At 45.3% G+C, this 13467-nt stretch carries 14 protein-coding genes; 13 read left to right on the forward strand and 1 reads right to left on the reverse strand.

All coding sequences use genetic code 11. The features are described from left to right. Window positions 1–7: 7 nt before the first annotated feature. The 8 genes from LKD42_RS01220 (at window position 8) to LKD42_RS01255 (ending at window position 7964) form a co-directional block, all read left to right on the forward strand. A complete protein-coding gene (locus LKD42_RS01220) occupies window positions 8–1378 on the forward strand; it encodes a hemolysin family protein (protein ID WP_248834568.1) in 1371 nt (456 codons plus the stop codon). Next, window positions 1365–1931 carry a DUF2284 domain-containing protein gene (locus LKD42_RS01225; protein ID WP_248834569.1) on the forward strand — a complete coding sequence of 189 codons (567 nt, stop codon included), beginning with the start codon at window positions 1365–1367 and terminating at the stop codon, window positions 1929–1931. Before LKD42_RS01220 ends, LKD42_RS01225 begins: the two co-directional genes overlap by 14 nt. Window positions 1932–2043: 112 nt before the next feature. Continuing rightward, window positions 2044–2319, forward strand: a complete 276-nt coding sequence (locus LKD42_RS01230) for a YabP/YqfC family sporulation protein (protein WP_022119797.1) — start codon at window positions 2044–2046, stop codon at window positions 2317–2319. Window positions 2320–2337: 18 nt separating this feature from the next. Next, window positions 2338–3567, forward strand: coding sequence for a sporulation protein YqfD (gene yqfD / locus LKD42_RS01235; protein ID WP_248834570.1), 1230 nt, complete (start codon window positions 2338–2340; stop codon window positions 3565–3567). Beyond that, window positions 3564–4595 (forward strand): PhoH family protein, encoded by a 1032-nt coding sequence (locus LKD42_RS01240; RefSeq protein ID WP_022118631.1) that lies wholly within the window; start codon window positions 3564–3566, stop codon window positions 4593–4595. The genes yqfD and LKD42_RS01240 overlap by 4 nt, the downstream gene beginning before the upstream one ends. Beyond that, window positions 4592–5089: an rRNA maturation RNase YbeY gene (ybeY, locus tag LKD42_RS01245; RefSeq protein WP_248834571.1), complete on the forward strand. Its 498-nt coding sequence runs from the start codon at window positions 4592–4594 to the stop codon at window positions 5087–5089. The genes LKD42_RS01240 and ybeY overlap by 4 nt, the downstream gene beginning before the upstream one ends. A 12-nt stretch (window positions 5090–5101) precedes the next feature. After that, window positions 5102–6229: a DUF3048 domain-containing protein gene (locus LKD42_RS01250; protein WP_248834572.1), complete on the forward strand. Its 1128-nt coding sequence runs from the start codon at window positions 5102–5104 to the stop codon at window positions 6227–6229. A gap of 79 nt (window positions 6230–6308) precedes the next feature. Beyond that, entirely contained in the window at window positions 6309–7964 is a 1656-nt protein-coding gene (locus LKD42_RS01255; RefSeq protein WP_248834573.1) for a putative polysaccharide biosynthesis protein, read from the forward strand. Window positions 7965–8017: 53 nt separating this feature from the next. Here the strand turns inward: LKD42_RS01255 and LKD42_RS01260 are convergent, their stop codons facing one another. After that, the gene (locus tag LKD42_RS01260; RefSeq protein WP_248834574.1) at window positions 8018–8386 is read right to left on the reverse strand and encodes a hypothetical protein; all 369 of its coding nucleotides are present in this window, start codon (window positions 8384–8386) and stop codon (window positions 8018–8020) included. Window positions 8387–8538: 152 nt separating this feature from the next. Here LKD42_RS01260 and proB point away from each other — a divergent pair, with 152 nt between their 5' ends. The 5 genes from proB to miaB all read left to right on the forward strand — a co-directional run bounded on the left by proB (window position 8539) and on the right by miaB (window position 13374). After that, complete coding sequence (gene proB, locus LKD42_RS01265) at window positions 8539–9390, forward strand: glutamate 5-kinase (RefSeq protein WP_022118626.1); 852 nt, start codon at window positions 8539–8541, stop codon at window positions 9388–9390. Between the two features lie 81 nt (window positions 9391–9471). Next, on the forward strand, window positions 9472–9693 hold the full coding sequence (locus tag LKD42_RS01270) for a DUF896 domain-containing protein (protein ID WP_179963772.1): 222 nt from the start codon (window positions 9472–9474) through the stop codon (window positions 9691–9693). Continuing rightward, window positions 9674–10231, forward strand: coding sequence for a 5-formyltetrahydrofolate cyclo-ligase (locus LKD42_RS01275; RefSeq protein ID WP_248834575.1), 558 nt, complete (start codon window positions 9674–9676; stop codon window positions 10229–10231). The genes LKD42_RS01270 and LKD42_RS01275 overlap by 20 nt, the downstream gene beginning before the upstream one ends. Window positions 10232–10247: 16 nt before the next feature. Continuing rightward, complete coding sequence (locus LKD42_RS01280) at window positions 10248–11495, forward strand: glutamate-5-semialdehyde dehydrogenase (protein ID WP_147631418.1); 1248 nt, start codon at window positions 10248–10250, stop codon at window positions 11493–11495. A 415-nt stretch (window positions 11496–11910) separates the two neighbouring features. Then, window positions 11911–13374 (forward strand): tRNA (N6-isopentenyl adenosine(37)-C2)-methylthiotransferase MiaB, encoded by a 1464-nt coding sequence (gene miaB / locus LKD42_RS01285; protein WP_248834576.1) that lies wholly within the window; start codon window positions 11911–11913, stop codon window positions 13372–13374. Window positions 13375–13467 lie beyond the last annotated feature (93 nt).

Raw genomic sequence — 13467 nt, forward strand, 5'->3', positions numbered from 1 at the left:
AGCATTTATGATTGCAGACAGTCCTTTGATAGGAAAAATAATTTTGATCCTGGTTCTGATCGCCATTGATGCGTTCTGTTCCTGTGCGGAGATCGCAGTGATCTCACTGGATGCATCGGAACTGGAGAAAATGGCGGAAGAAAAAAACAAAAAAGCAGAAAGACTTTTGAAATTTTTAAGACAGCCGGCGAAATTTCTGACCATGATCCAGGCGGTGATCACACTGTGCGGATTTCTGATCAGTGCTTTTACGGCAGATCTGCTTGCACTGTGGATGACCGGTCTTGTGATGGAGCAGTTTGTACACCTGGTTTCGGCAAAAGTCTGGCATAATATCTTTCTGGTGCTGATCACGTTTTTGCTTTCCTATGTGGTGCTGGTCTTTGGTATCCTGCTGCCAAAGCGTCTTGCGGCAAAGCGGGGGCAGAAGCTGGCATTTCGGATGAGCGGGCTTCTGGAAGTGTTCTGGATCGTTTTTTCGCCGTTTACGGCTCTTTTAAATGCGACTACAAATCTTCTGTTACGTCTTTTCGGGATCGATCCAAATGCGGAGGCGGTGGAAGTCAGCGAGGAAGAGATACGGAAAATGGCAGATGCCGGAAGCAAAAAAGGTGTGATCGATCTGGAGGAAAATGAGATCATCCAAAATCTGTTTGAATTTGATGACATGGCAGTGGATGAGTTTGCCACGCATCGGACAGACATCACGCTTCTGTGGACGGATGAGACGCTGCAACAGTGGGAGGAGACCATTCACGACAGCCGCCACACCGTTTATCCGGTCTGCGAAGAGACAGTTGATCATGTGGTCGGCGTATTGAATATTAAGGATTTCTTCCGGTTCCGCGGGCGGACAAAGGATTTCATTATGAAGCATGCCGTGAAACCGGCTCAGTTTATCCCGAAATCGGTAAAAGCAGATGTTCTGTTCCGGCGGATGAAAGTCTCACATAACCATTTTGCGGTGGTTCTGGATGAGTACGGCGGCATGGTCGGTATTGTCACGATGAACGATCTGTTAGAGCAGCTGGTCGGAGATCTGGAAGATGATTTGGCAGAGCTTGCCGAAGAACCGAAAATCTCCCGGATTTCAAAGGATACCTGGAAAATTGACGGCGGTGTAGATCTGGAAGATGCTGCGGAGGCACTGGAAGTGGAACTTCCGGTGGAGGATTATGATACCTTTGGCGGTTTTGTCTTTGGCATATACGGAACGATCCCATCCGATGGAACACAGTTTGAGGTCGATGCATGCGGACTGCATATCAAGATTCTTTCCATCAAAGAACATCGTCTGGAGTCGGCACTCGTCTGTAAAACGACAGGTTCAGAAAATGCGGCAGAACAAGAAAGAAGTGAAAAAAATGAAGATAAGTGAAGCGGATCTGTTTGAAAAGATCGAAGCATTTCTTGCAGATTATCCAATTTGTCAGTATGGATTTCTGAAAAGTGAGGATATTCTGTTCTCGGATAAAGTGCGGTATATCTGCGAAAAGGAGTGTCCAAGGTATGGAAAGTCCTGGTCCTGCCCGCCGGCTGTGGGAGAGGTTGCGGACTGTAAAAAACACTGCATTTCTTATCAGTATGCACTGGTGTTTACGACGCTCTCGGAAGTGGAAGATATTGACGATATGGAAGAGACGCTTGCAACCAGGCCGGAGCATGAAGAGGTTGTCCACGCGATCTGTCAGGAACTGGAGCAGTTATCCGAAGCATACTTTGCTCTTTCTTCCGAATCCTGTGCAATCTGCAGCCAGTGTGCATACCCTGAAAGTTGCCGCCATCCGGAACATATGATCCCATGTATTGAGAGTCAGGGGATTTTAGTGACGGATGTGGCAGAAAAATGCGGCATCGAATATTTTTATGACCGTCATACCGTTACCTGGTACGGCATTATTTTTTTTCATCATGATCAAAAGAGCTGCTGATTTCCAAAAAGGATCGTAAAACAGATCAGCAGGAGAAACTAAGAAAGCAAAGGGCAGGTATTTTTTGGAAACGCATCACATAAACTGCATAATAAAAGGTGATGACAGCGGTATGAGTTCGAAAAAGAAAGCGATCCGGCAGCGTATTTTAGAATCTGCCCAGATACCGGAGGATCTCTCCAGAGGAGCCGTTCTTCTTCAGATAACCGGAAGAGAAGAGGTATACATAGAGAATTTCAGGGGGATTTTAGAATATACAGACTGCGGTATTTTGATCCTCGGGAAGCAGGGAAGGATTTTGATCGAAGGCAGATACCTTCAGATTCCGTTTTATACCTCAGAAGAGATGAAAATTACCGGACAGATCGACCAGATCCGCTATTTATAAGGAGGCAAAAGCTTGGTTTTGAAGCTTCTTTTATACCGAAAAGGGATGCTGAGGATAAGCGTAACAGGTGAAAGTTATGACCGTTTTTTAAATCTCTGTGCAAATCATGGAATTGCACTGTGGAATCTGGAGTATCATGGAAATGCCTATGAGATGGATATTTCGGTTCAGGGATTTCGCATGCTGCGTCCGCTTGTGAAAAAAAGCAGAACCAGAGTGAGGATCATACGGCGGCAGGGACTGCCGTTTTTTTTATATCGCTGCCGGAAGAAAAAGATGCTGTTTGCCGGATTGCTGTGCGGTATCCTGCTTCTGTATTTCATGTCCTGCTTTTTGTGGCGGATCGATATTGAGGGAAATCAGCAGATTACAAGAGGACAGATCTGTCGCTATCTGGAAACCGTGCATATTGAAAACGGCACTCGTATTTCCGTGATCGACTGCAAAGAACTGGCGGCGATGCTGCGAAAACAGTTTGATGCTTTTACCTGGGTTTCCGTAAAACAGGAAGGAACCAGACTGCTGATCCAGGTAAAAGAGAGCACAGATCCTGAGGCAAATGTGGAAAATAATGAAAAAAAAGAAACAGAAGGAACAAATTCTGCAAATCTGCCCACGGATCTGATCGCAGATAAAAACGGTGTCATAACATCCATGATCACAAGAAAAGGAGTACCAATGGTGTCAGTCGGTGACACGGTGAAAAAGGGTGACTTGCTTGTGAAAGGAGAGCTGGAGATCCTGGATGATTCCGGGGAAGTATCCGGTTATCAGTACTGTGCTTCGGATGCAGATATTTTTCTTAAAACTTCTTATGAATATCGGGAAAAGATAAGATTAAAGAGAAAAGAGAAGCATTACAGCGGAAAAGAGAAACAAAAGATCGGACTTCGAGTCGGAAAATGGCAGATGTATCTGCCGGGTGCCGGCAAAAAAATGCAGACGTTTGATACGGTGACAGAGATGCATCCACTATGCATTTTTCAGAACTTTTATCTTCCGGTTTCTTTTGAAAAGCAGCAGTTTTTCGAGTATACATACGAAACGGTGACATTGACAGAAGAAGAAGCATCTGCCATGGCTGAAAAAGATCTGTATGATTTTCTGAATAAAATTCAGGAAAAAGGGGTTCAAATATTTGAAAATAATGTTAAAATAGAGTTTGATACAAACTATTGCATCGCAAAAGGGTCTGTTATTTTGATAGAGAAGGCCGGAAAAAGTGTAGAAAGGATAACAACGGAATGAGTATTGTAGAAGCAAGTATTTCTGTTCCGGCGGAGCATGAAACAAATGTTTTCGGACAATTTGACCAGCATATAAAAAAGATGGAGCGGGCACTGAATATCACCGTTGTGAACCGTGATGGCGTTTTAAAGATCATCGGCGGGGAGACGGCAGTGAACAAAGCCAGGAAGATTTTTGAACAGCTGATCGAACTGTCAAAGCATGGAAATATTATTCAGGAACAGAATGTTGACTATGCGATCGCACTTTCTTATGAGGATAAAGAAGAAGCACTTTCTGCGATCGACCAGGATACGATCTGCCATACGATCAACGGAAAGCCGATTAAACCAAAGACGCTTGGACAGAAGCAGTATGTTGATGCAATCCGCAAAAAGATGATTGTTTTCGGGATCGGTCCTGCCGGAACCGGAAAGACTTATCTGGCCATGGCGATGGCGATCCAGGCATTTAAAAACGATGAGGTCGGCAGGATCATTCTGACCAGGCCCGCGATCGAGGCAGGAGAAAAGCTTGGATTTCTGCCGGGGGATCTGCAAAGCAAGATCGATCCGTATCTGCGTCCGCTCTATGATGCACTGTATCAGATCATGGGACCGGAAAGTTTTGCCAAAAACATGGAAAAAGGATTGATTGAAGTAGCACCGCTTGCCTATATGCGGGGAAGGACTCTGGACAATGCCTTTATCATTCTGGATGAGGCACAGAATACGACGCCGGCACAGATGAAAATGTTCTTAACAAGAATCGGTTTTGGCTCAAAAGTTATCATCACTGGTGACAAAACGCAGAAAGACCTTCCATCTAGTGCCGCTTCCGGACTGGATGTAGCCATGAAAGTCCTGAAAAAAGTAGATGGGATTTCGTTCTGTGAACTGACCAGCAAAGACGTTGTACGTCATCCGCTGGTGCAGAAGATTGTGCAGGCCTATGAGGAATACGAAAAGAAAGCTGTACAGAAAAAGACAGACAGAACGGTGAAGAGCAAAACGAAGACTTCGACGGGTACAACAAGGAGAAAATCATGACACTGAATTTTGAGAGCGAGTACGAAAAAGAGCTGCCGTTTGATGCCAGGGAAGTGGCGGAAAAGGTATTTACATTTACGATGGATTATCTTGGCTGTCCTTATGAGGCAGAAGTAAGCCTTCTGCTGACCGATGATGAGACCATCCACCAGATCAACAAAGAACAGCGTGATATTGACCGTGCCACTGATGTGCTGTCTTTTCCGATGGCAGACTATGTCACAGAAGGTGATTTTGCATTTCTGGAGGAGGAAGGGGCAGACTGTTTTCATCCGGAAACGGGAGAACTATTGCTTGGCGATATCGTGATATCCGGTGACAAGGTGTTGCAGCAGGCAGAAAGCTACGGCCATTCTCCGCTTAGGGAGTATGCTTTTTTGATCGTACACAGTCTTCTGCATCTGGTCGGATACGATCATATGGAAGAGCAGGAAGCAAAACGTATGGAAAAGAAACAGGCAGATGTCCTGGAATCCATGGGAATTACAAGATAGGGGGAAGAAAGAATGAAAAAGAAATTAGCAGTTCTGGCGACTGTACTGATGGCAAGTGCCGTACTTGGAGGCTGTGCACAGAAAGCACCAGAAACCGAGACACGGACACAGACGCAGACGGAAACGCAGACTGAGACGGAAACCGAAACGGTTGCAACCGAAGCAGGAACGTTTGATCAGGGAGAGGCACTGCCGAAAGGAAAAGTACGCAGCTACCTGACCGGAAAGATCGTTGATAAAAAGATCGGTCGGAAAAGACCGTATGCGATCATGCTCAATAACATTTACGGTGCCATTCCGCAGGCCGGTATCGAACGTGCCGATGTGGTATACGAAGCTCCGGTAGAAGGTGCGATCACAAGACTGATGGGTATTTTTGAAGACTACGACGGGATGGAGAAGATTGGTTCTGTTCGAAGCTGCCGTGAGTATTATGTGCATTTTGCAAAAGAATTTGATGCATTGTATGTACATTACGGACAGGCTGTTTATGCGTGTGAGATTCTGAACAGCAACATTGACAACATCAGCGGACTTTCTTCTCAGGAGGGATTTGGACAGCTTTATGGATATGCCGGAGAAGAGACGTTTTACCGCACGGATGACAGACCGTCTCCGCACAACTGTTATACCAGTGCCGACCGTCTGATCGAAGCGACAAAAAAACTGTGTTACAGCCGAGAGTATGATAAGGATTACGATGGTCATTATCAGTTTGCGGGCGACGATCAGACCGTCACCTTTACAGATCCGGCAACCCATATTGAACCGGGATATGAAGTAAATGAACCGTGGTTTGACTATAATGCAGATGAAGGTGTATACTATCGTTATCAGTATGGCGACGCACAGATCGATCAGCTGACCGGAGATCAGCTGAAATACGATAATGTCATTTTCCAGCTTTGCGAATGTTATCCGCTGGATGATCACGGATACCTTGCCATTGAGGCAGAAAAAGGCGGTACCGCGTATGTCTTCACAAAGGGAACTTACGAAAAATGTACCTGGACCAAGGATGATATTGAGAGTCCGGCACGTTATTTTGATGAAGATGGAAATGAGATCACCATCAATCAGGGAAAGACCTGGGTATGTGTTGTTTATGATACAAAAGAAGACCAGATCGTGATCGAATAAAAAAATACAGAAAATATACCCCGTCGCAGGTGCGTCTGCCTGGTTCGCTGCCCGCGGGAACAAAGAGGTATGATAAAATATGAGTAAAAAGAGTTCAAGCAAAACAAATTTTCTGGCACAGGGGACGATTCTTGTAATCGCCTCCTTTGTCGCAAAAGCAATCGGTATGATCTACCGTATTCCGCTCACTCACATTTTGGGGGATGACGGAAACGGTTATTATTCTACCGCAAATGAGATTTATACTATTATCCTGATGATTTCTTCTTTCAGCCTTCCGCTTGCTGTATCCAGGCTGGTAGCAGAGCGGGAGTATGCAGGAGAAGTGAAAAATTCCTACAGGGTTCTGATCTGTTCCCTGCGTTTTGCGGCCGTGACAGGCGGTATTCTTTCCATTCTGACTTTCCTGCTTGGCGGTGTGATCACCAAGTATGTGATGGGGGTGGAGCTTGCAAGCTATGCACTTCGTGTCCTTGCACCGGCGATCTTTCTTTTTGCACTGACCGGTGTACTGCGTGGTTTTTTCCAGGGACATGGTACAATGGTCCCGACAGCGATATCACAGATCATTGAGCAGGTCATCAATGCAATTATTTCCGTAGCCGGTGCTTATGTGATGCTGCAGTACGGCCTGAAGCTTGGTGAGAAAAAAGGCGATGCGGAGCTTGGAACCGCACTTGCAGCAGCAGGAGGTACATTTGGAACGGTCGCCAGCGTCGGTGTGGCACTGCTGTTTATGATAGTGATCTATCTTGGCTATCGTAACGGTTTCAAACGCCGCATGAAAAAGGACAAAACAAGAAGAAGAGAATCTGACCGTGCCATTTACCGTGCGATTACTTACACTATTCTTCCAATCGTGCTCAGTACGCTGGTATATAATATCAGCACGATCATCGACCAGGGCGTGTTCAACCACATTCTGGCAGGCATGGGATTTACCCAGAAACAGTACGCAACCGTCTGGGGCATCTACAGCGGTAAATTCCGCGTGTTGATGAACGTCCCGCTGTCGATCGCATCCTGTCTGGCACCTTCGGTTGTACCGGCTCTGACAGAGGCGATGGCGAACAATGATTTACGGGAAGCCGGACTTCGGACCCGCGATACGATCCGCTATACCATGGTATTTACAATCCCGTGTGCAGTCGGTATGGCGGCACTGGCAAGACCAATCATGATGATGCTCTACGGAAACAACGACAGTCTGGCCCTTGCGGCAGGCATTATGCAAAGCGGAGCACTTCTGACCGTCCTTCTGGCACTGTCTACGCTTACCACCGGTATTTTACAGGGACTTGGTGAGATGCAGGCACCGCTTGTGCATGCAGCGACAGCCGTGGCGATCCATCTTGGATTTTTAGTTCTGTTTGTTGTAAAGTTTAAATGGAACATTTATGGAGTAGTCTATGCAAACATTATTTTCGGACTGATCATCTGTCTGCTCAATGCACGTTCCATCCGCAAAAAACTGCACTATCGCCAGGAGATTAAAAAGACCTTCCTGGTTCCGGTGATCGCGGCCGGTGTGATGGGCATTGCCGCATATCTGGTACACAGAGTGTTCAATCTGTTTGCCGGAAATACGATCTCAACGATCCTGGCGGTATGCGTGGGAGCTGTTGTCTATGGTATCTGTCTTGTAAAACTTGGCGGTATCCTGGAGCGTGAGATCCGCAGACTTCCAAAAGGTGATCTGCTGGCAGATCTTCTGATTCGGCTGAATATACTGTAATAGCAGTCATGTGTAAAAACAGGCCGTGAGCTTTGATGTTCACGACCTGTTTTCTAACTGCTGTAATTTTCCAGAAAATCATAAAGTTCTTTTTCGGTCCGGATATATTTTCCGTTTTTGATTTCTGTTTTCAGAGCGTCCGGCAGGCTGCTTAAGCGGATGCTGGTGTTTTCGTACAACGTTTCTTTATCATCCAGATAAATTGAGACGCAGCCCTGTTCTTCTGTAAGATAATATTGATATACCGGATGCGGATTCCCGGCATTTGCCGGAGCAGAGCGTATGGTTTCACTTTCATGATCAGCAGATTCTTCGGCGGAAGGCGGATTTCCGGTGATATAGTGATAGCTTAAATTGTAGGCGGTGCAAATCAGAAGAAGTAAGAGAAATGCTGCCGCAAAATAAATAGGCCGATGTTTCATGATCTTTTTCATCTCCTTTTTTTCAGTATTTCCGCTTTTTCCTGTTTTATCCGGGCAATTGACCTCTGGACGTACCTGACAAAATGGTGTAAGATAGCATGGAAAATGATCTGCAGACGAGCAGCAGATGGATGATACTTCAGGAGGAAAACATGAACAGCAGTATCAGAGAAATATTAAAAGATAAAAAGCGAATTGTGATAAAGATTGGTTCTTCGTCCCTGACTCACCCGGAGACAGGGGCGTTGAACCTTACGAAACTGGAAGTTCTGGTGCGTGAGATCAGTGATCTCCATAATATGGGCAAAGATGTGATTGTGGTATCATCGGGGGCGATTGCGGTCGGAAGAAGAGCTGCAGGTCTCGGACACCGACCAAGTGAGACAAAAGAAAAACAGGCATGTGCTGCAATCGGACAGGCCAGACTGATGATGATCTATCAGAAGCTTTTTTCGGAATACAATCAGCTGGCAGCACAGATCCTGATGACCAAACGTACCGTTATGGACAATCTGAGTCGTTTTAATGCACTGAATACCTTTCAGGAACTGTTAAAATTAGGGGCGATTCCGATTGTAAATGAAAACGATACGGTTTCCACGTATGAGATGCAGTTTGGTGATAATGATACGCTTTCTGCGATCGTAGCGGCATTGATTGATGCAGATCTGCTGCTCCTGCTGTCGGATATTGACGGTCTGTTTACGGATGATCCGAACAGCAATCCAAATGCGGAATTAATCCATGTAGTAGAAAAACTGGATGACCATTTGCTGAAAATGGGAAAGAGCACATCTACAAGCGATGTCGGCACCGGCGGTATGGCATCGAAATTGACAGCGGCAAAGCTCGCTTCCGCAGCAGGCACGGATATGGTCATTGCAAATGGAGAAGATTTCCGAAATATCCATCGTGTGATCGAAGGACAGGACTGCGGTACCCTTTTTCTTTCTCACAAAAAAGATGAGTTTTATCTGATGGATTATCTGGAAAAAATGTTATAATGCCGGGAATGTGCAAGTTGACTCTGGCATCATAGTTGGGGACTTTTGATACCCACATCATAAAATAAGGAGAAATATAGTATGATAACGGATGAAAAATTAGCAAGAATCAATGAACTTGCCAGAAAAGCAAAAGCAGAAGGACTGACAAGTGCCGAGACAAAAGAACGCGATGTGCTGAGAAGAGAATATATTGAAGCAGTCCGGGCAAACCTTCGCGGACAGCTGAACAATATTAATATTCAGGAACTGGATGGAAGCATTACAAATCTTGGTGAAAAATATGGAAAAAAAGGACATTAGAAAACAGGTTTTTGCACAGCGGGCAAAAACAAGTGAAGCATTTGTGCAGCAGCAGAGTTCTCTGATTGCCGGGAAGATTTTTGCACTGCCGCAGTTTCAGGATGCTTCCTGTATTTATGTGTATATGGATTACAACAAAGAAGCATCAACCAGACCGATCATTGAAGAAGCATGGAGGCTTGGAAAAAAAGTGGCAGCACCAAAAGTTTTCGGTGAGGATATGCGATATTTTTACATTCATTCTTATGATGATGTGGCTCCGGGATATTTTAATATACCGGAACCGGATGAGACGAGAAATCTGAAAGAAGCGGCAGATGAGACGGCACTGCTTCTGGTGCCGGGTGTGGCATTTGATAAAGATCGCCACCGCTGCGGATATGGAAAAGGATTTTATGACCGCTATTTAAGCAGACATACACAGCATGCTACCGTTGCCATGGCACTGGATTTTCAGATCGTAGAAGCGGTTCCGTCAGATGTGTATGATATCTGCCCGCAGATGCTGATCACACCAACGATGATTTATGGAAAATAAAAAGGAGGATTTGTCAATGAAGCGAACACTGGACGAGATTGGAATGTATGCGATGGCTGCGAAGCCGCATATGCAGTTGCTTGGGACAACAAAAAAGAATCAGGCACTGGAAGCAGTTGCAAATGCATTGAATGAGAAAGCAGATTATCTGATCGCAGAAAATGAAAAAGATATGCAGGCCGGAAAAGAAGCCGGGATGCATCAGGGACTTCTGGACCGTCTGCTGCTGACCAAAGACCGCATTGCCCAGATGGCAGAAGGACTGGTACAGATCGCAGGGCTGGAAGACCCGATCGGGGAAGTGCTTTCTATGAAAAAACGCCCGAACGGACTGCTGATCGGTCAGAAACGGGTTCCGCTTGGCGTGGTTGGCATTATTTACGAATCCAGACCGAATGTGACGGCAGATGCCTTCGGACTCTGCTTTAAAACAGGAAATGTGGTCGTGTTGAAAGGCGGAAGCGATGCGATGCATTCCAACATTGCCATTGTAAAAGTAATCCGTGAAGCTTTAAGAGCGTGCAAAGTGGATGAGGATGCGATCCAGCTGATCGAGGATACCGACCGTGCCGTCACAACGGCATTGATGAAGCGGAAAGATTTTCTGGATGTTCTGATCCCAAGAGGCGGTGCGGGACTGATCCGTGCCGTTGTGGAGAACAGTACCGTTCCGGTGATCGAGACCGGAACAGGGAACTGCCATATTTATGTCGATGAAAGTGCAGATCTTGACATGGCCGTCAATATCATTTTCAATGCAAAGACACAGCGGATCGGGGTCTGCAATGCCTGTGAATCACTGGTGGTACATGAAAAAGTGGAAAAAGCACTGATGCCGCTGTTAAAGGCAAAACTGGATGAAAAATCAGTTGAGATCCGTGGCGATGAACAGGTACAGGAAAGCGTTTCCGGCATCGTTCCGGCTGTGGAGAGTGACTGGGGAAAAGAATATCTCGATTATATCCTCTCCGTTAAGACCGTTTCTTCCATCGACGAAGCAATCGCACATATCAACCGCTATAACACCGGACATTCCGAGGCGATCATCACAAGAGATTATGCAAATGCTCAGAAATTTCTTGAAGAAGTGGATGCAGCAGCTGTCTATGTCAATGCCTCCACAAGATTTACCGATGGCTTTGAATTTGGCTTTGGGGCTGAGATCGGGATCAGTACACAGAAACTCCATGCAAGAGGACCGATGGGGCTTACGGCACTGACGACCACGAAGTACATTATCTATGGAAACGGTCAGGTGCGTTAAAAGATAACGGGAATAGATAATGCCAATACCTGGAAGCAAGAGCGGAGGAATAGAAAGATATGTTAGGAAAATTAGGTATATTTTTCCTTGCCATTGGATTGGCAAAAATCGCATGGTATCTTATCTGGAAAGACAGAAAATATACTGAGCAGTAATCAGATAAAAGTAAAGCATGATATAACAAACGGGCATCTGTTTAACAGATGTTCGTTTGTTATACGCTGAGAAAACGGGATGGCACTTTTGGTTTCCATGGGATTTATGTTTCTGCTGATCATGGTCGCTTTGTATATTGTTCTGATTTTTCCGCTATTTAGGATTATGAGAAGAGTATAGCAGACCTTTCCGTTGCTTTTTGCAATATCGTATGTTATATTAGAAAAAGTTATTGCAATTATAGAAGGGAAGAAAATTAGTGACAAACAACGAAGAATTCGAAAAGATATTAGAGAACATTGATGAAAACGGTCCTGCACCAGCGGAAGAACCGGAGAGACAGTATTATTTCATAAAAAAAGCACGTGCACTTGTAAAAAAAATGTCGGAAGAACTTGGAAGACCATTAATCTCGAGTGTCACAACCTTTGGCTGTCAGATGAATGCGAGGGACAGTGAAAAGCTGATCGGTATTCTAGAGAAGATCGGTTATGTAATGACAGAAGACGAACATGCAGATTTTGTGATCTACAATACCTGTACGGTCCGTGAGAATGCAAATCAGCGAGTTTACGGACGACTCGGAGCTTTAAACAGTATGAAAAAGAAAAATCCGCATATGCTGATCGGTCTGTGCGGCTGTATGATGCAGGAGCCGGAAGTTGTAGAAAAACTGAAAAAGAGCTACCGTTTCGTGGATCTGATTTTTGGAACACACAATATTTTTAAGTTTGCAGAGCTGATCTACACCAGACTGATCTCTGAACGTATGGTGATCGATATCTGGAAAGATACCACGCAGATTGTAGAGGAGCTTCCGGTGGAGCGAAAATATCCGTTCAAATCCGGTGTCAATATTATGTTTGGCTGCAACAATTTCTGCAGTTACTGTATCGTTCCATATGTCAGAGGACGTGAGAGAAGCCGTGAGCCGAAGGATATCATTCGTGAGATTGAAAAACTGGTTGCAGATGGCGTTGTGGAAGTGATGCTTCTTGGACAGAATGTCAATTCTTACGGCAAAAATCTGGAGCAGCCGATGACTTTTGCAGCTCTTTTAAGAGAAGCAGAAAAGGTAGAAGGCCTGAAGCGGATCCGTTTTATGACCTCTCATCCAAAGGATCTGTCGGATGAACTGATTGAGGTTATGAAAGAATCAAAGAAAATCTGTCCGCATTTTCATCTGCCGCTGCAGTCCGGCAGCAGTGCTATTTTAAAGAAAATGAACCGCCATTATACAAAAGAACGTTATCTGGAACTGGTTCGAAAACTTCGGGCGGCACTTCCGGATATTTCTCTGACAACGGATATTATTGTCGGCTTTCCGGGTGAAACAGAAGAAGATTTTCTGGAGACGATGGAAGTGGTAAAAGAAGTGCAGTATGACAGTGCGTTTACCTTTATCTATTCCAAGCGTACCGGAACCCCGGCAGCTGTTATGGAAAATCAGATCCCGGATGATGTAGTGAAAGACCGTTTTGACCGTCTGCTTGCAGAAGTACAGGAAATTTCGAGAGAACGCTGTGCAAGATTTGAAGGACAGACGATGGATGTTCTGGTGGAAGATGTCAATGACCATGATCCGTCCCTTGTCACCGGAAGACTGACCAACAACCTGCTGGTACATTTTAAGGGTACAGAAGACTTGATCGGAAAAATCGTCGATGTGCATCTGGATGAGTGCCGCGGATTTTATTATATGGGAACGATGATTTCAAAATAAAGCCAAAAGAAACAGATCGAAGAAAACAGGCGTATTTTGCTTTTTCAGTCAGAAAAGGCGGGGTACGTCTGTATTCATGAACATAAGGAGAGG

It is taken from the genome of Hominisplanchenecus faecis, assembly GCF_020687205.1.
GTDB lineage: Bacteria > Bacillota > Clostridia > Lachnospirales > Lachnospiraceae > Hominisplanchenecus > Hominisplanchenecus faecis.

Coding starts and splice junctions, on each gene's coding strand:
- LKD42_RS01220 (WP_248834568.1), top strand. CDS start 8: ATGATTGCAGACAGTCCTTTGATAGGAAAAATAATTTTGATCCTGGTT.
- LKD42_RS01230 (WP_022119797.1), top strand. CDS start 2,044: ATGAGTTCGAAAAAGAAAGCGATCCGGCAGCGTATTTTAGAATCTGCC.
- ybeY (WP_248834571.1), top strand. CDS start 4,592: ATGACACTGAATTTTGAGAGCGAGTACGAAAAAGAGCTGCCGTTTGAT.
- LKD42_RS01275 (WP_248834575.1), top strand. CDS start 9,674: ATGGAAAAAAAGGACATTAGAAAACAGGTTTTTGCACAGCGGGCAAAA.
- LKD42_RS01240 (WP_022118631.1), top strand. CDS start 3,564: ATGAGTATTGTAGAAGCAAGTATTTCTGTTCCGGCGGAGCATGAAACA.
- LKD42_RS01250 (WP_248834572.1), top strand. CDS start 5,102: ATGAAAAAGAAATTAGCAGTTCTGGCGACTGTACTGATGGCAAGTGCC.
- LKD42_RS01255 (WP_248834573.1), top strand. CDS start 6,309: ATGAGTAAAAAGAGTTCAAGCAAAACAAATTTTCTGGCACAGGGGACG.
- LKD42_RS01260 (WP_248834574.1), bottom strand. CDS start 8,386: ATGAAACATCGGCCTATTTATTTTGCGGCAGCATTTCTCTTACTTCTT.
- LKD42_RS01270 (WP_179963772.1), top strand. CDS start 9,472: ATGATAACGGATGAAAAATTAGCAAGAATCAATGAACTTGCCAGAAAA.
- proB (WP_022118626.1), top strand. CDS start 8,539: ATGAACAGCAGTATCAGAGAAATATTAAAAGATAAAAAGCGAATTGTG.
- LKD42_RS01225 (WP_248834569.1), top strand. CDS start 1,365: ATGAAGATAAGTGAAGCGGATCTGTTTGAAAAGATCGAAGCATTTCTT.
- LKD42_RS01280 (WP_147631418.1), top strand. CDS start 10,248: ATGAAGCGAACACTGGACGAGATTGGAATGTATGCGATGGCTGCGAAG.